General features: G+C 51.8%; 21 protein-coding genes and 7 pseudogenes. 23 read left to right on the plus strand and 5 right to left on the minus strand.

Annotated elements, in window-relative coordinates; genetic code table 11:
- The first annotated feature begins 263 nt into the window (after positions 1 to 263).
- The 4 genes from lepA (at position 264) to H7A79_RS00840 (ending at position 3888) form a co-directional block, all read left to right on the plus strand.
- Positions 264 to 2057 (plus strand): translation elongation factor 4, encoded by a 1794-nt coding sequence (lepA, locus tag H7A79_RS00825; RefSeq protein ID WP_135037475.1) that lies wholly within the window; start codon positions 264 to 266, stop codon positions 2055 to 2057.
- Positions 2058 to 3041, plus strand: a complete 984-nt coding sequence (lepB, locus tag H7A79_RS00830) for a signal peptidase I (RefSeq protein ID WP_187000764.1) — start codon at positions 2058 to 2060, stop codon at positions 3039 to 3041.
- A 137-nt stretch (positions 3042 to 3178) separates the two neighbouring features.
- The gene (locus tag H7A79_RS00835) at positions 3179 to 3466 is read left to right on the plus strand and encodes a hypothetical protein (protein WP_353663616.1); all 288 of its coding nucleotides are present in this window, start codon (positions 3179 to 3181) and stop codon (positions 3464 to 3466) included.
- A 167-nt stretch (positions 3467 to 3633) separates the two neighbouring features.
- On the plus strand, positions 3634 to 3888 hold the full coding sequence (locus H7A79_RS00840) for an IS3 family transposase (protein WP_187000022.1): 255 nt from the start codon (positions 3634 to 3636) through the stop codon (positions 3886 to 3888).
- 328 nt (positions 3889 to 4216) lie between these two features.
- On the opposite strand, the pseudogene H7A79_RS00845 reads toward H7A79_RS00840, so the two are convergent.
- Positions 4217 to 4430: pseudogene (locus H7A79_RS00845) on the minus strand (IS110 family transposase); the annotation flags it as partial.
- A gap of 104 nt (positions 4431 to 4534) precedes the next feature.
- Between H7A79_RS00845 and H7A79_RS00850 the strand changes: the two are divergent.
- The 5 genes and pseudogenes from H7A79_RS00850 (at position 4535) to H7A79_RS00870 (ending at position 7757) form a co-directional block, all read left to right on the plus strand.
- Positions 4535 to 4690, plus strand: a complete 156-nt coding sequence (locus H7A79_RS00850) for an IS3 family transposase (RefSeq protein WP_167743223.1) — start codon at positions 4535 to 4537, stop codon at positions 4688 to 4690.
- A 49-nt stretch (positions 4691 to 4739) separates the two neighbouring features.
- Positions 4740 to 5528, plus strand: a pseudogene (locus tag H7A79_RS00855) (integrase core domain-containing protein); the annotation flags it as partial.
- A 42-nt stretch (positions 5529 to 5570) separates the two neighbouring features.
- Positions 5571 to 5684, plus strand: a pseudogene (locus H7A79_RS00860) (IS1595 family transposase); the annotation flags it as partial.
- A 672-nt stretch (positions 5685 to 6356) separates the two neighbouring features.
- Positions 6357 to 6979 (plus strand): annotated as a pseudogene (locus H7A79_RS00865) (IS1595 family transposase).
- 127 nt (positions 6980 to 7106) lie between these two features.
- Positions 7107 to 7757, plus strand: coding sequence for an IS1595 family transposase (locus H7A79_RS00870; RefSeq protein WP_186999959.1), 651 nt, complete (start codon positions 7107 to 7109; stop codon positions 7755 to 7757).
- A gap of 527 nt (positions 7758 to 8284) precedes the next feature.
- On the opposite strand, the gene H7A79_RS00875 is transcribed toward H7A79_RS00870, so the two are convergent.
- The 3 genes from H7A79_RS00875 to tgt all read right to left on the minus strand — a co-directional run bounded on the left by H7A79_RS00875 (position 8285) and on the right by tgt (position 10605).
- The gene (locus H7A79_RS00875; RefSeq protein ID WP_186999959.1) at positions 8285 to 8935 is read right to left on the minus strand and encodes an IS1595 family transposase; all 651 of its coding nucleotides are present in this window, start codon (positions 8933 to 8935) and stop codon (positions 8285 to 8287) included.
- 176 nt (positions 8936 to 9111) lie between these two features.
- Entirely contained in the window at positions 9112 to 9459 is a 348-nt protein-coding gene (locus H7A79_RS00880; protein ID WP_187000766.1) for a rhodanese-like domain-containing protein, read from the minus strand.
- A 30-nt stretch (positions 9460 to 9489) separates the two neighbouring features.
- Complete coding sequence (gene tgt, locus H7A79_RS00885) at positions 9490 to 10605, minus strand: tRNA guanosine(34) transglycosylase Tgt (RefSeq protein ID WP_187000767.1); 1116 nt, start codon at positions 10603 to 10605, stop codon at positions 9490 to 9492.
- 134 nt (positions 10606 to 10739) lie between these two features.
- Here tgt and ung point away from each other — a divergent pair, with 134 nt between their 5' ends.
- The 5 genes and pseudogenes from ung to H7A79_RS00910 all read left to right on the plus strand — a co-directional run bounded on the left by ung (position 10740) and on the right by H7A79_RS00910 (position 13821).
- Positions 10740 to 11399 (plus strand): uracil-DNA glycosylase, encoded by a 660-nt coding sequence (gene ung / locus H7A79_RS00890; protein ID WP_135037571.1) that lies wholly within the window; start codon positions 10740 to 10742, stop codon positions 11397 to 11399.
- 180 nt (positions 11400 to 11579) lie between these two features.
- Positions 11580 to 11733, plus strand: a pseudogene (locus tag H7A79_RS00895) (uL14 family ribosomal protein); the annotation flags it as partial.
- Positions 11734 to 11865: 132 nt separating this feature from the next.
- A complete protein-coding gene (gshB, locus tag H7A79_RS00900) occupies positions 11866 to 12822 on the plus strand; it encodes a glutathione synthase (protein ID WP_135037568.1) in 957 nt (318 codons plus the stop codon).
- A gap of 22 nt (positions 12823 to 12844) precedes the next feature.
- Complete coding sequence (locus tag H7A79_RS00905) at positions 12845 to 13249, plus strand: diacylglycerol kinase (RefSeq protein ID WP_187000768.1); 405 nt, start codon at positions 12845 to 12847, stop codon at positions 13247 to 13249.
- Between the two features lie 101 nt (positions 13250 to 13350).
- Complete coding sequence (locus tag H7A79_RS00910; RefSeq protein WP_187000769.1) at positions 13351 to 13821, plus strand: copper chaperone PCu(A)C; 471 nt, start codon at positions 13351 to 13353, stop codon at positions 13819 to 13821.
- 172 nt (positions 13822 to 13993) lie between these two features.
- Here H7A79_RS00910 and H7A79_RS00915 read toward each other — a convergent pair.
- Positions 13994 to 14398 (minus strand): annotated as a pseudogene (locus tag H7A79_RS00915) (transposase); the annotation flags it as partial.
- A 428-nt stretch (positions 14399 to 14826) separates the two neighbouring features.
- Here H7A79_RS00915 and citC point away from each other — a divergent pair.
- From citC to H7A79_RS00960, 9 genes and pseudogenes are all read left to right on the plus strand, one after another.
- Entirely contained in the window at positions 14827 to 15861 is a 1035-nt protein-coding gene (gene citC, locus H7A79_RS00920; RefSeq protein WP_187000770.1) for a [citrate (pro-3S)-lyase] ligase, read from the plus strand.
- Positions 15858 to 16151 carry a citrate lyase acyl carrier protein gene (gene citD, locus H7A79_RS00925; protein ID WP_187000771.1) on the plus strand — a complete coding sequence of 98 codons (294 nt, stop codon included), beginning with the start codon at positions 15858 to 15860 and terminating at the stop codon, positions 16149 to 16151. The genes citC and citD overlap by 4 nt, the downstream gene beginning before the upstream one ends.
- A complete protein-coding gene (locus H7A79_RS00930; protein WP_187000772.1) occupies positions 16148 to 17026 on the plus strand; it encodes an aldolase/citrate lyase family protein in 879 nt (292 codons plus the stop codon). Before citD ends, H7A79_RS00930 begins: the two co-directional genes overlap by 4 nt.
- Positions 17027 to 17029: 3 nt before the next feature.
- Positions 17030 to 18553, plus strand: coding sequence for a citrate lyase subunit alpha (gene citF, locus H7A79_RS00935; RefSeq protein WP_187000773.1), 1524 nt, complete (start codon positions 17030 to 17032; stop codon positions 18551 to 18553).
- Positions 18554 to 18556: 3 nt separating this feature from the next.
- Positions 18557 to 19207, plus strand: coding sequence for a citrate lyase holo-[acyl-carrier protein] synthase (gene citX / locus H7A79_RS00940; protein ID WP_187000774.1), 651 nt, complete (start codon positions 18557 to 18559; stop codon positions 19205 to 19207).
- Entirely contained in the window at positions 19204 to 19956 is a 753-nt protein-coding gene (locus H7A79_RS00945) for a triphosphoribosyl-dephospho-CoA synthase (protein WP_246408001.1), read from the plus strand. Before citX ends, H7A79_RS00945 begins: the two co-directional genes overlap by 4 nt.
- Positions 19943 to 20263: pseudogene (locus H7A79_RS00950) on the plus strand (anion permease); the annotation flags it as partial. The gene H7A79_RS00945 and the pseudogene H7A79_RS00950, both read left to right, overlap by 14 nt.
- A 61-nt stretch (positions 20264 to 20324) precedes the next feature.
- Entirely contained in the window at positions 20325 to 21422 is a 1098-nt protein-coding gene (locus H7A79_RS00955) for a DASS family sodium-coupled anion symporter (RefSeq protein ID WP_281384941.1), read from the plus strand.
- Between the two features lie 346 nt (positions 21423 to 21768).
- Positions 21769 to 23694, plus strand: coding sequence for an ATP-binding cassette domain-containing protein (locus H7A79_RS00960; RefSeq protein ID WP_187000776.1), 1926 nt, complete (start codon positions 21769 to 21771; stop codon positions 23692 to 23694).
- The last annotated feature ends 14 nt before the right edge of the window (positions 23695 to 23708 follow it).

Raw genomic sequence — 23708 nt, forward strand, 5'->3', positions numbered from 1 at the left:
TGCTTCCAATCGGATTTTCAATATCCGGGCCGTCTGAAAAATCCCCTGCGGAACACAGGCGGCAAATCCCCGCCGGCTTCTTTGCCGTGGTGCGTCTGACGCTTCGGCGGGATTGCCGCAAACCCCGCAGGCCGGGCCGTTTGAAATTAGCCCAAACCTTATTTTTCGGCTAAAATACGCAGCTATTTGATTTTCGTTTTGCCCGATTGGGCAAACCCTTTTCAGACGGCCTTTCAAGAATAACGAGCAGTATGTCCAACTCAATGAAAAACATCCGGAATTTCTCCATTATCGCCCACATCGACCACGGAAAATCCACACTGGCCGACCGCTTTATCCAATATTGCGGCGGTTTGGAAATGCGCGAAATGAGCACACAGGTGCTCGATTCGATGGACATCGAAAAAGAACGCGGCATCACCATCAAAGCGCAAACCGCCGCCCTCAACTATAAAGCGCGCAACGGGCAGACTTATCTGCTCAACTTAATCGACACCCCGGGGCACGTGGATTTTTCTTACGAAGTTTCCCGCTCGCTTTCCGCCTGCGAAGGCGCGCTGTTGGTGGTGGACGCTTCGCAGGGCGTGGAAGCGCAAACCGTGGCCAACTGCTACACCGCCATCGATTTGGGTGTGGAAGTGGTGCCGGTGCTCAATAAAATCGACCTGCCTGCTGCCGACCCCGACCGCGTGTCGCAGGAAATCGAAGACATCATCGGCATCGATGCGGCAGATGCAGTGCAATGCTCCGCTAAAAGCGGCTTGGGTGTGGAAGACGTGCTGGAAGAAATCGTGGCCAAAATCCCCGCACCCGAAGGCGATGAAAATGCCCCGCTGCAAGCCATGATTATCGATTCGTGGTTCGACAACTATGTGGGCGTGGTGATGCTGGTTCGGGTGAAGCAAGGCCGTCTTAAACTGAAAGACAAAGTGCTGTTTATGAGTACCAGAGCCGAAACCCAGGCCGAACAGCTCGGCGTGTTCACCCCGAAATCGGTAGCCAAATCCGAGCTGAAAGCAGGCGAGGTGGGCTTTCTGATTACCGGCATCAAAGAGCTGAACGCGGCAAAAGTGGGCGACACCATCACGCTCTCTGCCAACCCCGCCCCGCAGGCGCTGCCGGGTTTCCAAGAAGTCCAATCGCAGGTGTTTGCCGGGCTTTATCCGGTGGAAAGCCATGATTACGAAGCTTTGCGCGATGCACTGGAAAAACTGCAGTTAAACGATGCCTCGCTGAAATTCGAGCCGGAAGTGTCGCAAGCGCTGGGGTTCGGCTTCCGCTGCGGCTTTTTGGGGCTGCTGCACCTCGAAATCGTGCAGGAGCGTTTGGAGCGCGAATTCGATATGGATTTAATCACCACCGCGCCGACTGTGGTTTATGAAGTATTGCTGAAAAACGGCGAAAAAATCGAAGTGGAGAACCCTTCCAAACTGCCCGATGTGGGCAGCATCGACACAATTTTCGAGCCGATTATCACCGCAACCATCCTCACCCCTCAGGAATATGTGGGCGCAGTGATGACCTTGTGCAACCAAAAACGCGGCGTGCAGAAAAATATGCAGTATATGGGCCGCCAAGTGATGCTTACCTACGATTTGCCCATGAACGAAGTGGTGATGGATTTTTTCGACAAACTCAAATCCACTTCGCGCGGCTACGCCTCTTTGGATTACGAATTCAAAGAATTCCAGGCTGCCGATTTAATCAAGCTCGATATCATGGTAAACGGCGAAAAAGTCGATGCCTTAAGCCTGATAGTGCACCGCGCCAACGCTGTGTTCCGCGGTCGCGAGCTGGCGGCAAAAATGCGCGAACTGATTCCGCGCCAAATGTTCGACATTGCCGTTCAGGCAGCCATCGGCAGCCAGATTATCGCCCGCGAAACCGTTAAAGCCCTGCGCAAAAACGTGTTGGCGAAATGTTACGGAGGCGACATCACCCGTAAGAAAAAACTCTTGGAAAAACAAAAAGCCGGCAAACGCCGCATGAAGCAGGTGGGCAATGTGGAAATTCCGCAAAGCGCATTTCTGGCAGTTTTGCAGATTGGGGACAAATAAATGAACAATACTTTGATTTGGGGCGCACTGGCCGCCTTGGCCGCAGGCCTGGTTTTGTATGCAAAAAGCAGCAAACTGCGGGAAGAGGGCGGCGAGTGGAGCGGCGGCCTGCAATGGGGATACCTGCTGATGATGGTAGGCATATTCGGCATTTTGTCGGTATTTATGAGCTTTACAGCCGTGCTGCTGATTTTCGTACTGTTTACCGGCACCGTATGGTTTATCCACAAAGGCCGTCTGAAAAAAAGCCCGGTAGGCGACAGCAACCATTTCACCGATTACATGGGCGGTTTTTTTCCGATTATTCTGGTGGTGTTTGTGTTGCGCACCTTTGTGGCCGAGCCGTTTCAAATTCCCTCCAGCTCCATGCGCCCGGGGCTGGTGGTGGGCGACTTTATCCTGGTGAACAAATTTGCCTACGGCATCCGCACACCGATTGTCAATAACGTGCTGGTGCCCACCGGCCAAGTGGAGCGCGGCGACGTGGTGGTGTTCAACTATCCCGAAGACACCAAAATCAACTATATCAAGCGCGCCGTCGGCCTGCCCGGCGACGTTGTCGAATATAAAAATAAGGTGTTGAGCATCAACGGCCAAATCGTTGAAGACCGTTCCAGCGGTATTCAAAACTATCAGGAAAACACACCGCAATACGGCATGATTACCATCGAGACCCAAGTTTTTCAAGAAACCATAGGCACACACCATTTCGAAGTGCTGAAAATCGCCGGGCAGCCCAGCTTTCTGCCGCAAGGCGTACGCTCCGATTTCCCTGACCGGCAAAGCTGCGAATATGCGGAAGACGGCTCATGGTTCCGCTGCACCGTGCCCGAAGGCCATTATTTCATGATGGGCGACAACCGCGACAACAGCGAAGATTCCCGTTACTGGGGCTTTGTGAGCGACAAATTGATTGTCGGCAAGGCTTTCTTTATCTGGATGAACTTCAGCGACATCAGTCGAGTAGGCACCCGCATACAGTAATCGGAAAGAAAAGATTACATGACGGCCGTCTGAAAATATGTTTCAGACGGCCTGTTCCTGTTTGCGGTGGTACCTTGACGGTTTGAATCCCAGCCCGAAAGGCGGGCAGCCTGTGGAGAAACCAAACTGGCCAAGATGTGCAGGACGGAAAATCTGTAAAAAAGATCAAACAACCTGAAACCGTTAAAAAAGCCAGGCATCTCCGACTGCCCTTTGGATTGCAACCCTTTGAATCTCAAGATGAACGCCATGTCATGGTCAGAAATGAAGGGGTATCCCCAAAGGGACGCGCCCCGGCCGGCGGATTCCATACCGGCCCGACAACCGCCCGATACCGCGGGCAAAGGCCGTCTGAAAACAGCCCGATGTCTGAATCCGGGAAGAACGAAGCGCGGCAGAAAGATGCCGAGTCGTCTCAGGATTAAGGCAGGACTATCCTTTGAAACGGCTTTGGAGATGATGGGGCAGCCGCATAGTATCTTCCGCAGCCACGGCTGCTCAGACGGCGCCGGGGAAGATTCGGGGCGCGGTACATGCTACTGCCTTCTGCTGCCAACCGGCAGCGCATTCGGCGGAAGACCAATATGCCGGTTTGAAACGGCATATCCGTGCGGCTTGCCGGCAACACAAAGGACGCTGCGGCTGCCGCAGGATAACGGCGGCAATCCGCTATGCAGGGATGTTGGCCAACCACAAGACAATCAGCCGTCTGAAGGCGGTGTCGGGCCGGGGCGGCGGTACGGCGGTGCCAATGCCGTCCATCGCCCGTTCGAAAGAGGCCGGCAACGTTGTGCCGCTATCCTGCAACGCCGTTTCAAGGCGGAAAAGCCAAATGGGAAACGGGTAAGGGCTGCCACGGAGCTCAATAATGCGGGAGAAAAGTTGTATCTTTCTTCGCTGATGGATTGGTTCAACAAGGCAATCATCGGTTGCCGGGTTCGATGCCGGTGGGGAAAAGCGCAACTGTTGCCGCTGACGGACTGGTTTAACGGAGAAATCATCGGTTGCTGAATCCTACAACCCGGCGTTGTCGATTCGGTCGGGAAAATATTGAAAGAAGTATTTAAGCAATCAAGATAGTGTGTGAAAGTGTCAATGCCGTTGATGTATTCTTTCGGCAACAACCAAGCCGTGCCCTGCTTTTGCGGGGCATTTTTCTGTTTGGTATTGTTAATTTATGTTGTTAATCCGTAACGGGTTTTGTCGTATTCCGTTTGGTTTTTCAAAATGTAGAAAGCGATGGTTACCAGCTTTCGCATAATTGCAACAATAGATGAGTTTCGGCGGTTTTTTCCCGGCTTTCAGACGGCCGATAAAGGCGGGAAAGGCGTTCATGCGGTAGGCGGCCGATGCGGGCATGTATAGGGCTGCCCGTGCCTGGCTTTTGCCGTCTGAAAAGCCGATACTGTGTTCGGATCGGTATGGGCGCGGGATTACCAAATTGAATCGGGCAAATGCAAACCGGTGCAAAACATGTCGCGCAAGGAAACTGTTTGGGCAATGCGGCCGTGGAAAGCTTCTTCGGCACATTAAAGTCGGAATGTTTCCATACGCGCAAATACGCTTCCGCTGCCGAACCGGAAGCGGCTTTGCGCGAATCTATCCGTTACTGCAACCATAATGGGATTAATTGGAATGAAAAGGATTGAGTTGTAGTAAAAGCTAGCGTTGTTTACAGTATTTGAAAGACAATACTGCATGAATATCCATAAAAATACCCGGCTAACCCCGCATAACCGCCAGGCCATTTGACGCGCTTATACACAAGACAAAATTCAGTGTAACTTCGTTGGCACAACACTACCGTGTCAGCAGAGTAACGATTTACCGTATACTCAAAGCAGCCCGGTTGCGGCTGCCCACCCCGCAAAAAAGCACCAACAACCGCTTTAAATAAACCAAATACGGCATGAAACGCCTGGTCAAAGTCGAGCGGGAAATCGAAGAGAAACTCAAAAAACAGGCAAAGCGTTATAACAAATCCTATCCCAGCGAAACGGTTCGTTTCGATACCAAACGGCTGCCTTTGCTACAAAACCAAAAAGCAACCGACCATCTGGATTATCTGTTTGTTGCCATTGATGATTTTTCCCGCGAGCGGTATGCTGCGATATTGCCGGACCGTACAGCAGCCGGCGCAGCCAAATTTCTTTTGCGCGATGTGATAGATTGTTGTCCTATACCATCGAATGCGCCTATTGCGACAACGGTGCGGAATATCGTGACAATGCGGGGCACCCGTTTGGCATTGCCTGTGTGCCAAACAACATAAGCCAAAAATTCACCCGTGTTGCCCGGCCGCAAACCAATGGTAAAGCCGGGCGGGTTGTCCGTACCTTAATGGAAATGTGGCATGACAAGCATCCGTTTAAGGATTCGGCGCACCGGCAAAAAGAGTTATGTCGTTTTGTTAACTTTTATAATAACGTCAAGCCCCACAAGAGCCTGAAAGGTGACACCCCTTTTGAGGTCTTACAGGCTTCATTCCCAACCTGTTGTGTAAACAACCCGACCATTTCCTACAGTGTATCGAAACAGACTTTTTATTTACACTTAAAGGAAACCGAATTTTGCTTCAATCACAGGCATGATAATCTGTATAAAGTCTTGCTTAAAATACTGAGAAATCGACATTTGGGCTAATTTTGCTTCCTATTAAAAAGATTAAGTGGCCAAGTTATGATAAATCGCTCCAATGAAAAAAATTCTTTGTTATATCAAATAGTTAATGTGAAATTTCTTGGTGAAATTAGATGCTTATCTGGCCTTCGGAATCCTTGTAACTTAGAATTGAAAACCACAGATATAATCCATGCTTCACTAGTTTTTTCCTCTTCAATATAGCACAGGTACTACCAGACATAGTCTTAATAGTTTCTTGCATTTGTTTCATAAGCCTGATTCAACAGTATATTGAAAGTTTCCGAATACTCTTTTGCCGAAAAATCAGTAAGCACATTAATGCCACACATTTTCGCTAAGGCACAAGCAACCATCCTTTTCTTAATCAGATTTAGTCCCATAGCAGAACGATTCAAACTGTTAAACATGACAGCATTTTTTAGATTTCAGCCCCAAAATACATATGTATTTGTATTAATAAGAGTAATTTCCATCATCTAAATTTTCTCTAAAAACTGATGAACTCATTATCTTTAAAAAAGCAAGGTGCTTATGAAGCAAAATTCATTTTAAAGGGTCTTTCTGCAACATTTCCAATAGTGCTTTATACAGATCATTTTGTCGGTGGCTGAAGCGAGACCCCGGGTTTCTTTTAGGGGCTGTATTAGATTAGAGTTGTGTTGCCCTGCAAAAATGAAAATAACAAACTGTAAACTAAACAAAAAAGCACAAAAGAAGTTGCTTGAATTTTTTGTGCCCGAAGTTACCGCTCGCGCAGCCGCTAATTTATTGGATATTAATCCCAATTCAGCCGCACTGTTTTATCGAAAAATCCGCCAAGTCATTGCCTGTCGTTTAGCGCTTCAAGCAGATGAAGGTTTTTGATGGTTCTGTTGAGTCGGATGAAAGCTGTTCTAGCGGACAGCGCAAAGGCAAACGCGGTCGCGGTGCAGCCTGCGAAGTAGCTGTATTCGGTATTTTGAAACGCAATGGCAAAGTCTTTACCATTGTTGTTGAAAACACTAAGCAAGAAACTTTAATTACTGTTATTAAAAGAAAAATTATGCCTGACAATGTTGCTTATACTGATTACTGTAAAAGCTATGACGTGTTGGATGTGAGCAGATTTATCCATCATCGCATCAATCATTCCCTGCTGTTTGCAGACCGCCAAAATCATATCAACGGCATTGAAAACTTCCGGAATCAGGCAAAGCGCGTTCTGCGAATTATTCTTGAAAGAATGCGAATTTTGTTTTAACTGTGGTACACCAAAAGAGCAGTTGAAAACACGGCGGATTTGGTGTGGTATTTAGGGCTAATCTAATACAGCTCCTTCTTTTAAATGCAGGTAAAAGGTTATGCTCCGGCACCCCGTTAATAAAAGGTTAGGGGCTGTACTAGATAACTAGGGAAATTTAACTTCAGGTTAGAATAATCCCTATGAGAAAAAGTCGTTTAAGTCAGTACAAGCAAAACAAACTGATTGAACTATTTGTTGCAGGTGTTACCGCCCGCACAGCGGCGCAATTAGTTAGCGTCAATAAAAATACCGCTGCCTATTACTTCCACCGTTTGCGCTTACTTATCTATCACAACAGCCCGCATCTGGAAATGCTTGATGGTGAAGTAGAAGTTGATGAAAGCTATTTTGGCGGACAACGCAAAGGCAAACGTGGTCGCGGTGCGGCTGGCAAAGTGGCTGTATTCGGGCTTTTGAAGCGTAATGGTAAGGTTTACACCGTTGCCGTACCCAATACACAAACTGCGACTTTATTGCCAATTATCCGCGAGCAAGTGAAGCCTGATAGCATTGTTTATACCGATTGTTACAAAAGTTATGACGTTCTTGATGTGAGCGAATTTTCACATTTTCGGATCAATCACAGCACACATTTTGCTGAGCGACAAAATCACATTAACGGAATTGAGAACTTTTGGAACCAAGCAAAACGCCATTTACGCAAGTTTAACGGCATTCCCAAAGAGCATTTTGAACTGTATTTGAAAGAGTGTGAATGGCGTTTTAACAACAGTGAGATAAAATTTCAAATTTCTATTTTAAAACAATCAGTAAAGCAGGATTTGTTCTAGTTATCTAGGACAGCCCCAAATATTCAAGCAGTTTTCTTGGGAAACTCTTATTTAGCTTACAGTGGGTTATCTTCATTTTGGCAGCTTGTCATAACTGCTAATCTACGGTAGCCTCAATATTTATTTAGAAATAATGTATCTGTTTTCTCGAAAACAGATACCATGATCCCGCTGAAAATTGGCCGAAAAGAGCAGCTGTTTTTTGTTATTATCCATACCGTACCCGCTATTGGGTAGACAGCCATTGCAGGGATTACAAATACTGAAGGCGGCAATTAATCCAAAACCCTGTTATCTACTCGACTTTGGCATTGTTTTGTTGATGCTTAATCCATTATCAAACCATACCCGACCCAAACCAGGCTATGCAGGCACTTTAAAATCAGCCGCTAGAATAATCTGAAAAGGCTTTAAACAGGCTTTGGTATCAGAAAGGCCGTCTGAAAACATTTTCAGACGGCCTGTTAACGCAATAAAGGTAAACCGGATTGTTTACTACGCTTTTTATTTGGGGCTGTCCTAGATAACTAGAACAAATCCTGCTTTACTGATTGTTTTAAAATAGAAATTTGAAATTTTATCTCACTGTTGTTAAAACGCCATTCACACTCTTTCAAATACAGTTCAAAATGCTCTTTGGGAATGCCGTTAAACTTGCGTAAATGGCGTTTTGCTTGGTTCCAAAAGTTCTCAATTCCGTTAATGTGATTTTGTCGCTCAGCAAAATGTGTGCTGTGATTGATCCGAAAATGTGAAAATTCGCTCACATCAAGAACGTCATAACTTTTGTAACAATCGGTATAAACAATGCTATCAGGCTTCACTTGCTCGCGGATAATTGGCAATAAAGTCGCAGTTTGTGTATTGGGTACGGCAACGGTGTAAACCTTACCATTACGCTTCAAAAGCCCGAATACAGCCACTTTGCCAGCCGCACCGCGACCACGTTTGCCTTTGCGTTGTCCGCCAAAATAGCTTTCATCAACTTCTACTTCACCATCAAGCATTTCCAGATGCGGGCTGTTGTGATAGATAAGTAAGCGCAAACGGTGGAAGTAATAGGCAGCGGTATTTTTATTGACGCTAACTAATTGCGCCGCTGTGCGAGCGGTAACACCTGCAACAAATAGTTCAATCAGTTTGTTTTGCTTGTACTGACTTAAACGACTTTTTCTCATAGGGATTATTCTAACCTGAAGTTAAATTTCCCTAGTTATCTAGTACAGCCCCTTTTATTTTATTATAGCCAGTCTGCTGGAAAACTATGGCGGTGTTGCGCTCTCTGTATTACCGGCATTGTTTGCGCTAGGCTACCTGGTGCTTAACTTATTGGGCTGATTGGTTATGGCGTTTGTTATTTCGGTGTCCGGATTGCGGTGGTTGTTTGAGGGTGTTTTTGGAGAAACACGCGGGCATTTTCCAAACTGCCTAGGTTTTTTACATCCGTATAGCCCATTTCAAGCAGTGTTTGGCGCGCATGTTCGGCGCGGTTGCCGCTGCGGCAATAGAGATAAACCGTTTCTGTTTTATCGGGCACAACGGTGGAAATACTGTTTTTTACTGTGTCTACAGGCATCAGGACGGCGTTTGGGATATGGGATTGGGCGTGTTCATCTGGTGTGCGCACATCAATCAATACATCGGCAGAAGCTGCCTGATATATTGCGGCACCTAAAATAAATGAAAGTAATTTGGCGTTCATCGGTTTACCTTTTTTGCTTGGGGTAAATGTTTAGTTTGCTCCGCGCGCGCGGTTTTCGTGGAACTGTGCCTGCCAGTCGGCAAACTTGCCTTGTTCGATGGCTTCGCGCATTTCGGCCATGATCACTTGATAAAAATGCAGATTGTGTATGGTGTTTAACTGTGCGCCGAGAATTTCGCCGGCTTTGTGCAAATGATAGAGATAGGCGCGGCTGAAGTTGCGGCAGGTGTAGCAGGTGCAGCTTTTATCGAGCGGGCGGGTGTCTTGGCGGTGTTTGGCGTTTTTGATTTTGATGTCGCCGAAGCGGGTAAACAGCCAGCCGTTGCGGGCGTTGCGGGTGGGCATCACGCAGTCGAACATATCCACGCCGTGCGCCACGCCGTATACCAGGTCCTCGGGTGTGCCCACGCCCATCAGATAATGCGGTTTGTGCGCGGGCAGCATCGGGCCGATGGCACGCAATATGCGGTACATTTCGGGTTTGGGTTCGCCCACTGATAAGCCGCCGATAGCCAGCCCGGGAAAGTCAAACTGCTCCAGCCCGCGTAGTGATTGTTCGCGCAGCTCTTCATACATCGCGCCCTGCACGATGCCGAACAGGGCATTGGGGTTATTCAAATCTTCAAAGGCTTTTTTACTGCGTTCCGCCCAGCGCAGGCTCATTTGCAGCGATTTTTCTGCCTGGGCACGGGTGGCTTCGCCGGGGGTACATTCATCGAGCTGCATTACGATGTCGGAATTGAGCGTGGTTTGGATTTTCATCGAGATTTCGGGCGACAAAAACAGTTTGTCGCCGTTAATCGGGCTTTTGAAGGTGCAGCCTTCTTCGGTGAGTTTGCGCATATCGGCGAGCGAAAATACCTGAAATCCGCCCGAATCGGTGAGAATCGGTTTGCTCCAGCCGATAAAGCGGTGCAGACCGCCGAATTGTTCGATAACTTCCAGCCCGGGGCGCAGCCATAAATGATAGGTGTTGCCGAGAATAATCTGCGCTTTGATATCGTGCAGATTGCCGGGCGACATGGCTTTTACCGAGCCATAGGTGCCGACCGGCATAAACACGGGAGTTTCGATGCTGCCGTGGTTGAGTTCGAGCGTGCCGCGGCGGGCGTGTCCATCGGTTTTGTGCAGGGTGAATTTAAGCATGGCAAAGCAGAAAATATCATCAGGCTGCGATTATACAGGCTATTGCTGCAGGCCGACAGGCCGTCTGAAGCTATTTCAGACGGCTGTTTCTTATATAATGGCATGGTTCGTTTATCCCGATTACGGAGCGGTTTATGCAAACTTGGCAAGAAGCCCTCGGCGCAGAGAAGCAGCAGCCTTATTTCCAACATATTCTGAACACCGTTAAAGCCGAGCGCATAAGCGGGCAAACGGTGTATCCGCCTGCGGCAGATGTGTTTAACGCGTTTAAAGCCACTGAGTTTGGCCGGGTGAAAGTGGTGGTTTTGGGGCAGGACCCTTACCACGGCGCAGGGCAGGCGCACGGGCTGGCGTTTTCGGTGCGCCCCGAAGTAGATATTCCGCCGTCGCTGGCGAATATTTATAAAGAGCTGGCCGGCGACATCGAAGGTTTTCTCATTCCCAACCACGGTTGTCTGCAACATTGGGCGCAGCAGGGCGTGCTGCTGCTCAACACCGTGCTCACCGTGCGCGCGCATCAGGCGCATTCCCACGCCGCGCTGGGTTGGGAGCAGTTTACTGACCGTGTGATTGAACAATTAAACGAACACCGCCGCAACGTGGTGTTTATGCTGTGGGGCAGCCATGCGCAGAAAAAAGGCGCGTTTATCGACCGCAGCCGCCATCTGGTGTTAAGCGCGCCGCACCCCTCGCCGCTATCGGCCTATCGGGGTTTTTTCGGCTGCCGCCATTTTTCGCAGGCTAACGCTTACTTGCAGCGGCACGGCTTGGACGGGATAGACTGGCAGGTGTAGTGAATCTGTTTTTGCCTCCGCCGGGCTTGGCATTTGCGGGCGGGCTTGGGTAAAAGAAAGCGGCTAGGCAGGCTGCAAGTGCGGCAGAACCGGTTCCGTATCAGTTTTAACCGTTGGTATTCCAGGCCGTCTGAAAAAGGTAAATCAAGTTGGTTTTTTAAAGGTAAAAAATGATTCAAAATGCAGACCATATTAAATATGGCTGACAACTCTGGTGCGCGCCGCGTGATGTGCATCAAAGTGTCGGGAGGGCTGGGCATCGCTATGCTTCGATTGGCGGCATTGTTAAAGTTGCAGTGAAGGTGCAGCCCCGCATGGCCGTATTGTTGGCGGTTTGCTGCTTGATATCGGTAAATTGTAAGTTTGCTACAGGCACCACATCTAGGCCGTCTGAAACGCAGAACGGTTTTTCAGACGGCCTGCACCTATCGCGTGTATGATTGCCGCCATTCAAAAAAGGACATTTATGAAAATCTTATTTATCGCCGACCCGTTGGCAACGTTCAAAACCTATAAAGACACCACCTACGCCATGATGCGCGAAATGGCCGCGCGCGGTTGGGCGCTGTTCCACACCCTGAGCAGCGGGCTTTCGGTGCAGAACGGCATGGTGGCCGCTCAGGCTGCACCGTTTGAATTTGTTGGTGCCGAAAACGATAACGGCCACGAATGGTTCAGGGCAGGAAAACAAATTCAGACAGCCTTGAAAGATTTCGATGCCGTGATTATGCGCACCGACCCGCCTTTCGATATGCAGTATCTCTACGCCACCCAACTGCTTACGCTGGCCGAAGGGCAGGGCGCGAAAGTGTTCAACAGCGGGCAGGCCATGCGCGATTTCAACGAAAAACTGGCGATTCTGAATTTCAGCCGCTTCACCGCGCCTACGCTGGTGAGCACCTGCGCCACCGATGTGCGCGCCTTTTTACAGGAACACGGCGACATCATCGTGAAACCGCTGGACGGCATGGGCGGCATGGGCATCTTCCGCCTCACCGGAGCCGACCCCAACACCGGCAGCATACTTGAAACCCTGATGCAGCTCGACACCCGCACCATCATGGCGCAGCGTTATCTGCCCGAAATCGTGCACGGCGACAAACGCGTGTTGGTGATCGGCGGCGAAGTGGTACCGTTTGCGCTGGCACGTATCCCGCAACAGGGCGAAACGCGCGGCAATTTGGCCGCAGGCGGGCGCGGCGTGGCGCAGGAGCTTTCCGCACGCGACCGCGAAATTGCCGAAACCCTGGCGCCCGAATTGAAACGCCGGGGCATTTTGCTGGCGGGTTTGGACGTGATTGGCGACTGCCTCACCGAAGTCAACGTAACCAGCCCCACCGGTTTTCAAGAAATCATGAAACAGAAAGGTTTCGATGCGGCCGCCATGTTTGCCGACACCGTTGCGGCTTGGGCAAAACCGTGAGGCCGTCTGAAAGGATAACGCCATGACCGGGCAAAACTATGCAGAAAAAATGAAAGGCAAACGCGGCATCGCACGTATCATCCGTACCGCAGGCTATTCGCTGGACGGCCTGCGCTCGGTCTACCGCCACGAAAGCGCGTTCCGCCAATTGCTGTGGCTGAACACTATATTGGTTATATCGGCGTTTGTTTTCGATTTCAGCGCCGTTACCCGCATGGTGCTGGTTGCCGCATCGTTTTTATCGCTGATAGTCGAATTGTTTAACACCGCCGTTGAAGCCGCCGCAGACCACGCCTCCGCAGCACGGCACGAGCCGGCCGAGCGCGCCAAAGACGCCGGCGCCGCCGCGCAGATGCTGGCATTGGCGCTGCTGGCACTACTGTGGCTGATGTCGCTCTGGCGGGAATACGGCTTTAATCTTTTCTAAATTTCTCAGGCAGGTTTGAGACAGGTCATATTTTCAGGCGGCCATTGCTGCTATAAAGGCTGCTCAAACCTGATTTTTCCACCCCGACAAAGGAGTTTGAAATGAAGAAAATACCGGCAATATTGCTGGCCGCCGCACTCAGCCAAACAGCGTGGGCAGCAGACATCACCGTAGAGCAACCCTGGGCGCGCGCTACCGTGGAAGGCATGACGATGGGCGGCGCCTTCATGAACATCACCAACAACACCGGCAAAAACGATTTTCTTATCGGCGGCAGCAGTGCAGTAGCCGACAAAGTGGAGGTACACACGCATGTGAACGACAATGGCGTGATGCGTATGCGCGAAGTAGCGGGCGGCATCCCCTTGAAAGCCGGCCAAACCACCGAACTGAAGCCCGGCAGCTACCACATCATGTTTATGGGTTTGAAAAAGCAGCTGAAACTGGGCGATAAAGTGGAGGTTACTTTGAAATTCAAACGCGCCAAACCGCAAACCGTTACCATGGAAGTACAAAACGTACCGAAAACCAACGGCAATGCCGACAGCCACGGTATGAAACACACGCATTAAACCGAGATGTTTACAGCTTTTCTGCTTGAAACTTGGAACTACAGGCCGTCTGAATATTTCAGATGGCATGTAGTATCTAAAATTTAGTTGGTTACATTTTTAATTTTTGCTTGAGAACCTATTTTGGGATTTTTTAGAAGGAGTTGTACTAGATTAAACCCTAAGTCCTATATCAATTCCGCAGGGCCTTAAGATGCTGGAATGGTGTACCGAAGTTAAACCCGAAATTTGCATTTTTTCTAAAATAAAGGGGAGGATTTTCGATCGATTCCATTGTATTTATGTAAGACACGTTTTGTCTGATTCCAAAAATTTCCAATGCTGTTATTAATATGTTTTTGTTGGTCGGCAAACTGCCGTGATTTATCCGGTGATGGGGGGGCTGCCAAAACTCTATGCATCGTAACTGTTCAAACTATCCATATAAACTACACTGTCAGGCATAATTTCCTCACAATAACAGGAAACAAGCTTTCTTTGCGGCGTTATTCACTATGGTCGTATAAGCTTTGCCATCCCGCTTGGGAATACCAAAAACCACTACTTTACCTGACGGTTTCCCCAGCCGATCTTTCCTTAATGCTTGAGACCGATGAGCTTATCATGAAGCCGGCGAGTTTCCTTTGAGATACAGACATGGATATTGTAGGCCACTGAGATCAAAGTAGGTTAAGCCAACAGGCGCTACGTAAACGCTGGCTGATGAGGAGATGACTGACTATATCGCCTAGTCCTTGCAAAGCAAGACTGCTGAGTCCGTTGCGTCTTACAGCCTTATACTTAATTTTATTAGATTAACTATTATTATGGTGTGTTTTGAGTTTTCAAAAATTCTATGCATGAATTAGTAATTTAACTATAAAATACTTTTAAATTTAAATACTTTTAAATTTTTTGACGAGATGAAAAAAACTACATTTTTTGATTAAAGTTAGAATAAAACCGGCATACCAAGTCTAAAATTTGTTCAAAATTTGTAATTTAATTAACACGGTGTGAGATGTTATGGATTCGGTATCGTGTGAATTTGAGCGAATTTATACTGGTGATTTGGAAGGTATCCATGAAGTTACTGAGTTTCTACATCAAAACAATCTCAATGTAGATGATTTTATTGAAGTGTTTTTGGTACTGCGTAACGGCAAAGGCGAAATCATTGCCTGCGGAGGTATTGCATTTGGGGTGATTAAGTGTGTGGCGATAGACGACAGCTGCCGCGGGCAGGGCATTGCGCTCACGTTGGCCTCTTCGCTGATCCAACTGGCCGCCGAACTCGGCTACCATCATCTCTTTATCTACACCAAACCCGAAAATGAGCCGTTTTTTACCGACTGCAGTTTCTATCCGATTGCCGCCGTGCCGGGCCGTGTGGTGCTGCTGGAAAACAGCCCCGTCCGCCTGAAGCAGTATCAGGCCCGGTTGGCGGCGCTCAAGCAGCCCGGCGAGCGTATCAGCTCCATCGTGATGACGCCAACCCGTTTACCAACGGCCATCTTTAATCTGATCGAGAGCGCGTTGGCGCAATGCGACTGGTTGCACCTGTTTGTGGTGGGTGAAGACAAATCGCAGTTTTCCTACGCCGACCGTTTGGCGCTGATTAAGGCGGGCACGGCCCACCTTTCGCGCTTAACGGTGCACGAAGGCTCTCCCTATATCATTTCCCGCGCTACCTTCCCCTGTTATTTCCTGAAGCAGGAAAGCATCGTCCACCAATGCCATATGGAATTGGATTTAAGCATTTTCCGCATTTATATCGCGCCGCCGCTGGGCATCACCCACCGTTTCGTGGGCAACGAGCCTAATTGCGTGATTACCAATTACTACAACAAACAGATGCGCATCTGGCTGAAATCCCCCGAAATCAACGCGCCGCCGATAGAAGTGGTGCAGATTCAGCGTTTGGAATACCAAAACGACGTGATTTCGGCCACCAAAGTGCGCAAATGGTTGGGCGAGGGCGATTTTGAGACGCTGCGGCATTATGTGCCCGACAGCACCTACCGTTTTTTAATCAACAAATATGAAAAGGCCAGTGTATGAACGCGATTACCAAAGACAGCGTGGCCGGCACGTTGGAATCGAGCGACGTGATGGTTTATGCCAGCCCCAACCCCGGCGGCGGCAGGCTGATTACCATCAACAGCTCGGTCGGCCAGCAGTTTGCCCTGCAGATCAGGGCGAGTGTGGAGGCGGTGCTGAACCGTTTGAATATCGAAGAAGCCGCGCTGCAAATCGAAGACAAAGGCGCGCTCGACTGCGTGTTGCAGGCACGGGTGAAAGCCGCGCTGCTGCGCGCCGGCGCGCAGGCGGATTGGGAGGAACTGCTATGAAACTGCGCCGCTCCATGCTGTTTGTGCCGGGCGCTAACGCCGCAATGGTCAGCACATCGTTTATCTATCGGCCCGACACCATTATGTTTGACTTGGAAGATTCGGTCGCCCTGTCTGAAAAAGACACCGCCCGTATGCTGGTGGCGCACGCGCTGCAACACCCGCTCTACCGCGAAATGGAAACGCTGGTGCGCGTGAACCCGCTCTCTTCCGAATACGGTCTGGTCGACTTGAATGCGGCAGTGCGCGGCGGTGCCAGTGGCATCCGCCTGCCCAAAACTGACGGACCGCAGGATATCGCCGATATGGAGGCCGAAATCGAGAAAATCGAGCGCGCTTGTGGCCGAGAAGTGGGTTGCACGCTGATGCTGGCCGCCATCGAATCGCCGCAGGGGATTTTGGCCGCCAACGAAATCGCCAAAGCCTCGAAACGCCTGATCGGCATTGCTTTGGGGGCGGAAGACTATGTGCGCGCCATGAAAACCGAGCGCTCGCCCGAAGGCATCGAACTGATGTTCGCCCGCTCCACCATTCTGCACGCGGCCCGCGCCAACGGCCTGATGGCGTTTGATACGGTGTACTCCGACGTGCGCAATGAAGAGGGCTTTTTGCGCGAAGCCGCTTTAATCAAGCAGATGGGCTTCGACGGCAAATCACTGATCAATCCTTCGCAAATCGCCCTGATTCACAACCTGTTCGCCCCCACCCAGAAAGAAGTTGAGCAGGCCGAGCGCATTATCCGCGCCGCCGAAGAGGCCGCGCAGGCGGGCATCGGCGTGGTGTCGCTCAACGGCAAAATGGTCGATACCCCGATTATCGAACGTTCGCACTTGATTTTGCAGCGCGCGCAAACTTCAGGCATACGCGAGGAATAAATCATGAGCAAAAGCAGAGAACAACGCGTTACCAAAGGCACAGCCAACAGCCAATACCGCGCTTTCGAGCCGGTGGTGAAAAAAGTGAAACTTTCCAACGAATACCTGTCGCGCAAAATCTGCCCCAGCATCCAAGCCGCCGTCAGAGCCTGCGGCTTGGAAGACGGCATGACGGTTTCGTTCCACCACTCCTACCGCGGCGGCGATTTCGTGCTGAATATGGTAATGGATGTATTGGCGGGCATGGGCTTTCACAACCTCACCGTGGCTGCCAGCTCGCTTTCGGGCTGCCACGATCCGATGATCGCCCATATCCGCAACGGCGTGGTGCGCAAAATCTATACTTCCGGCCTGCGCGGCAAGCTCGGCGAATTTATTTCGCAAGGGCATATGGAAGAACCGGTGCAGATTCACTCGCATGGCGGCCGCGTGCAACTGATGCAGAGCGGTGAGTTGGTGCCGGACGTGGCGCTTCTGGCGGTGCCCAGTTGCGATAGTTTCGGTAATGCCTGCGGCTATATCGGCAACAACATCTGCGGTTCGCTCGGTTATGCTAAAGCCGATGCACAGTTCGCCCGCAAAGTGGTGCTGGTAACCGAAGCGGTGAAACCCTATCCGCACAGCCCAGCCGGTGTTTACCAAGATCAGGTGGACTACATCGTGGTGGTGGACGCGGTGGGCGACTCCAGCAAAATTGGCGCAGGATCCACCCGTATGACTACTAACCCGCGTGAGTTGCTGATTGCCCGCCGTGCCGCCGACGTGATTGAAAAATCAGGCTATTTTCAAAACGGTTTTTCGCTGCAAACCGGTTCGGGCGGTGCCTCGCTGGCCGTTACCCGCTTTTTGGAAGACAAAATGCGCCGCCGGAACATCAGCGCCTCATTTGCGCTTGGCGGCATCACGGCCAGCATGGTGGATCTGCATGAAAAAGGGCTGATAGAGAAGCTGATTGACGTGCAGAGCTTCGACAGCACGGCTACCGCTTCGCTGGCGCGCAATCCCGGTCATATCGAAATCAGTGCCAACCAATACGCCAATTTAGGCTCCAAAGGCGCATCGGTGGAAAGGCTGGACGTGGTGGTGTTGAGTGCGCTCGAAATCGACACAGAGTTTAATGTAAACGTAATCACCGGTTCAGATGGCATCATCCGCGGTGCCTCGGGCGGCCATTGTGATACTGCATCGGGTGCGCGTTTGGCCATGATTGTGGCACCGTTGGTGCGTGGCCGTATTCCTACCGTGGTGAAAGATGTGCTGACCACGGTAACGCCCGGCGAACACATCGACATTCTGGTTACCGACCACGGCATCGCCGTCAACCCCAAACGCCCCAAACTGGCGGCGCGGCTGCACGAGGCCGGCATCGAAACCGTGCCGATCGAAGCGCTCTACCAACGCGCGGTGATGCTGACGGGCGAACCCGACGCCATCCGCTTCACCGAGCGGCCGGTGGCGATGATCCGCTACCGCGACGGCAGCGTGATCGACACCGTTTATCAAATCGCCGCCACCACGGAAGGTTAAACCATGTATTCCGCCCCTGGTTTCCCACCGCTCATCGGCAGCGAAGTCCCGCTGGAAAGTGTGCTGGCCGCGCGTGATTTGCGCTATGCCGCGCAGCAGGCGCTGCTGGCGGGCAGGGCGGCCTCTTTGGTGAGTTTCAGCGTATTGGCGCCGGGCGGGGTGAAACGCAGCCTGTTTCTAGACGAAATCTTTCAGACAGGCTATGCCTGTCTGAAACAGATACTGGCCGAAAGGCATATCACTATTAGCGCCGAACAGCATCTGGATTTGAAAGGCGGCAATAGTCTGCTGTTGGCGGTCGATTGCGCTGCCGATGTCTTGAAACCCCTGATGATGGAGCTGGAACACCAGCACCCGCTGGGCCGTTTGTGGGATATCGACATCATCGGCGGCGACGGTCAACCGCTGTCCCGCAGCCGTTTCGGCCTGCCGCCGCGCGCCTGCCTGTGCTGCGGCGAACCCGCCAAAGCGTGCGCCCGCAGTCGCCGCCACAGTTTGGACGAGCTTCAGACGGTCATGCGCGACCATTACCGCCGCTATCGCGAAATCGTGGTGCTGGGCGGCAGCATGAGCGCCGCCTTGTGTGCCGAAGCCGAGCTGACCCCCAACCCGGGCTGGTTGATGCTGACAATCAGGGGCCGTACCCCGACATGACCTTGCCCATGTTCCGCGCCAGCGCGCACGCCTTGGCACCGTTTCTCACCCGCTGCGCCCTCACCGGCAGCAGTTTCGCGCAACGACCGCCCGACGAAGCCGTGCTGGCCGCCGTGCGCCCCGTCGGTTTGCAGGCCGAACAGGCCATGCTGAACGCCACCGGCGGAGCCAATACCCACAAAGGCGCGCTGTTTGCCTTCGGCATTCTGGCGGCGGTGTTGGGGCGGCGGATAGCGCGCGGCGAACGGCCCGGCTGGACGGTGCTTTCCGGCGATATCCAAGCCGTTTGCGCCGGCTTACGGCAAGAGCAAGGGCAGGGCGACACCGCCGGCGCACGCTTCTACCGCGAATACGGCCTGGGCGGTGCGCGCGGCGAAGCACTCTCCGGCTTCGCCACCGTAACCGATATCGCGCTGCCCGCCTACCGGCAAGCCTTTGCCGCCACTGGGAACCGCAGCCACGCCCTGCGTTATGCGCTGCTCAAGCTGCTGGCGCACAACCGTGACACCAACGTGGTGAAACGCGGTGGCATCGAAGCGCTCGGCCTACTGCAGCGGCAGGCTCAGGCCGTATTGGCTAACGGGCAGCTTTTAAGACGGCCGCAACCGTTATATCTCGCTTTGAAACAGTTTGACCAATGGTGTACGCAGCGCAATTTAAGTACCGGAGGCAGTGCCGATCTGCTAGCGCTCACCATTTGGATAACACAATATTCCAACACACAGGAGTTTGATCATGACTCAATCTGACGGCTCTCAAGCCGCGTCCTCTTTCTGGAGCAGGCATTGGAAGCAGATTGCTTTCTTCGCCATTCCGGTACTGATTTTTTTCAGCACGCCCCCCGAAGGCCTGTCGCAGGTCGGCTGGCGCTTGTTCGGCTGGTATATCGCCGCCATTTTCGGGCTGGTGGTCAAGCCTTGGGCGATGCCGGTGCTGCTGCTGGCAGCTGTTACCGGCGCAGGTATTGCCATGGGGCTCACCCCCAACGAGCAGGATTTAGAAATGAAACATGTGCTTGCAGGCTATTCTTCCACCACCACCTGGCTGGTGTTCACCGCTTTTGCACTGAGCACGGCGTTTGTGTCCACCGGCTTGGGCAAACGCATTGCTTATCTGAATGATACGCAGCTTCGGCGGCACCACGCTGCGGCTGGGTTATATCAACACTGTGCTGGACTTGCTGATTTCGCCGGGAATGCCCTCGGTAACCGCGCGCGGTGGCGGCATCATGACCCCGATTATGAACAGTGTATCCAAAGCCATCGGCTCCGACCCCGGAACAAGCCCCAGAAAAGGCGGTCTGTTTTTGATGTTGAACACCTATTTCACCGTGAAAAACACCGGCATGATTTTTCTCACCGCCATGGCGCCTAACGCGCTGGCTCTAAGCCTGCTTATCCCGATATTGGGCGTGGAAGTGAGCTGGATGCAGTGGTTTGCCGCTGCTGCACTCCCCGGCCTGCTGGTTACTTTTTTAACCCCGCTAGTGCTGTATTTTCTTTACAGACCCGAAGTAACCAAAGTGGACCGTGAAGAAATTGTCGTGAAAGGCCTGGCAGAAATGGGGCCGATGAAACGCAGCGAAAAAATGCTGCTGGTGATTTTTGCGCTTGCTCTCTTGGGCTGGATAACAGGCGATTTTACTGGCATCAGTGCCGCTGCTGTAGCACTGGCCGCCATGGTGGGCTGCATCGTTGTGAGCGTTATCAGTTGGGACAATATCCTGCAAAACAAAGGCGGCTGGAACACCCTGATTTGGTATGGCGGCATTATCGGCCTATCTTCCGCGCTGGCCAAAGCCGACTTTTTCAAGTGGCTGGCAGCATATTTTTCCGAAATCATCGGCGGCGGGCAGATGCAGGGCGGCTATATTATGCTGGCCGTGATTCTCACCGTGAGCGTGGCCATTCGCTACCTGTTTGCTTCAGGCGGAGCCTATATCGCCGCCATGGTGCCCGTGTTTGCCACCGTGGGTGCGGTAACCAACGTCGATCCGCTGCTGCTGACTTTCGGCCTGCTGTTTTCCAACTCCTACGGCGGCATGCTTACCCACTACGGCTCCGGTCCCGCCTCGATTATCTACGGCACCGGCTATGCTACCACCAAACAATGGTGGACGGCAGGCGCAGTTATCGCTTTCGGTTCGCTGATTGTGCATCTCACCCTCGGCGTAGCATGGTGGAAAATGCTAAACAATATGGGTTTGATCGGATAAGTCTGCTTGGTTTGTTGTCCGTTTATCTGCAGTCGGTACACTTTGCAATAATGCTAGCATTGTCCGCTTTACTGCGCTGCTTATGCGATAGTGAATCCACTTTATCTCGGATATAAGGCAGCAAGCCTCAGACAGCTTGGATATGGGGCTGATTCTGCTGCTGGAGGGACTTGTAACATTGTTTTTGAGCTAGATGCAGCAGTGCCGTAGGCGCAATGAGCCGCTTGCCTGGCTGCCCGGGGTTCTCTGCCTTGCAGCTGGATTTTAGCGTAGCAGGTTGGCTATATTGATAGGTCTTTCGCTGTTTCCGCTACAATACTGCTTTTTCCCCACGCTGCCCCATCTCATGATTGAACTGAAAAACCTCACCCTGCGACGCGGCCCGAAAATGCTGCTCGATAAAGCCAATCTCACCGTCAATCCCGGCTGGCACATCGGCTTGATCGGCAAAAACGGAATCGGCAAATCCAGTCTGTTTGCCCTGATCAAAGGCGAAATCACGCAGGATGGCGGCGATGTACTGGTGCCCAAACACTGGAAAACGGCAGCGGTGGCTCAGGAAACGCCCGCGCTGGATATTTCCGCGCTCGATTATGTGTTGCAGGGCGATGCCGAATTGCAGGCTTTTCAGACGGCCTTGAGGCAAGCCGAAGCGCAAAATAACGGTATGGGTATTGCCGAATACCACGCCAGGCTGGAAGAAATCGATGCCTACACTGCGCCCGCCCGCGCTGCCAAACTGTTAAGCGGCTTGGGGTTTTCGCAGGAAGAGCACGGCAAAAGCGTCAAAGCCTTTTCCGGCGGCTGGCGGATGCGTCTGAATCTTGCTCAGGCTTTGATGTGCCGTGCCGACCTGCTGCTGCTCGATGAGCCGACCAACCACCTCGATTTGGAAACCGTGCTGTGGCTTGAAAACCACTTGGCAAGCCTGCCCTGCACGCAGATCATCATTTCCCACGACCGCGATTTTCTCAACGCCGCCACCGACCACACCGTTGAATTGTCCGGCCAAAAGCTCACGCTCTACGGTGGCAACTATGATTTCTACCAAAACGAGCGTGCCCAACGTTTGGCGCAGCAGCAGGCTGCCTACGCCAAACAGCAGGCACGCATCCAACACCTGCAATCGTTTATCGACCGCTTCAAAGCCAAAGCCACCAAAGCCGTGCAGGCGCAAAGCCGCATGAAAGCCCTGGCAAAGCTAGAGCGCATCGCCCCCGCGCACCTCGACAGCGAATTCAGTTTCGAGTTCAAAAATCCCAACTATATGCCCAATCCCTTGTTAAAACTCGAACAAGCCGACTTGGGCTACGGTGGCACCACCGTTTTGCACGGCATCGGCCTTTCTATCGAAAGCGGCGCACGCTACGGCCTGTTGGGCATCAACGGCAGTGGCAAATCCACCTTCATCAAAGCCTTGACGGGCGAACTGGCTTTGCAGGGTGGCCAGATGGTGAAGTCCGACAAACTCAATATCGGCTATTTTGCCCAACACCAGCTCGACACCCTGCGCGAAGACCAAAGCCCGCTTTGGCATATCCAGCAGCTTTCGCCCGAAGTGCGCGAGCAGGAAATCCGCAATTTTCTCGGCAGCTTCAACTTTACCGGCGATACCGCCCTGCAAAAAACCGCGCCCTTTTCAGGCGGCGAAAAAGCGCGGCTGGCGCTGGCGATGATTGTGTGGCAGCAGCCCAACCTGTTGCTGCTTGACGAGCCGACCAACCATCTCGATTTGGATATGCGCCATGCCCTCACGCTGGCTTTGCAGGGTTTTCAGGGTGCGCTGGTTATCGTGTCGCACGACCGCAGCCTGCTGGAAGCCGCTGCCGACAGTTTCTTATTAATCGATAAAGGCCGTCTGAAAGCTTTTGACGGCGATTTAAACGATTACCGCCTGTGGCGGCTGGCGCAGGAAAATGCCGCCGTGCCCGCCGCTTCCGCGCAGGCGCAGAGCCGCAAAGACACCAAACGGCAGCAAGCGCAGATGCGGCAGGAAAAAGCCCGCCGCATGAAGCCGCTATGGCAGAAAATCGAGCGCGCCGAAAAAGAAATGGCTGCCCTAAACGATATTCAAACGGCTTGTGAAGCATTTTTGGCACAGGAAAGCGCTTATTCAGATGAAAATAAAGTAAAACTTCAGCAATTACTCACTAATTTGGCTGAAGTTAAGGTAAAATTAGGTAAACTTGAAGAGGATTGGTTGGGTTGGCAAGAAACGCTTGAGCAAATCGGGCGTGAAATCGAAGCACAGTTTGCCGATAGCGCCGGGTAGTTACCCATCTTTAT

The organism is Neisseria musculi (assembly GCF_014297595.2).
GTDB lineage: Bacteria > Pseudomonadota > Gammaproteobacteria > Burkholderiales > Neisseriaceae > Neisseria > Neisseria musculi.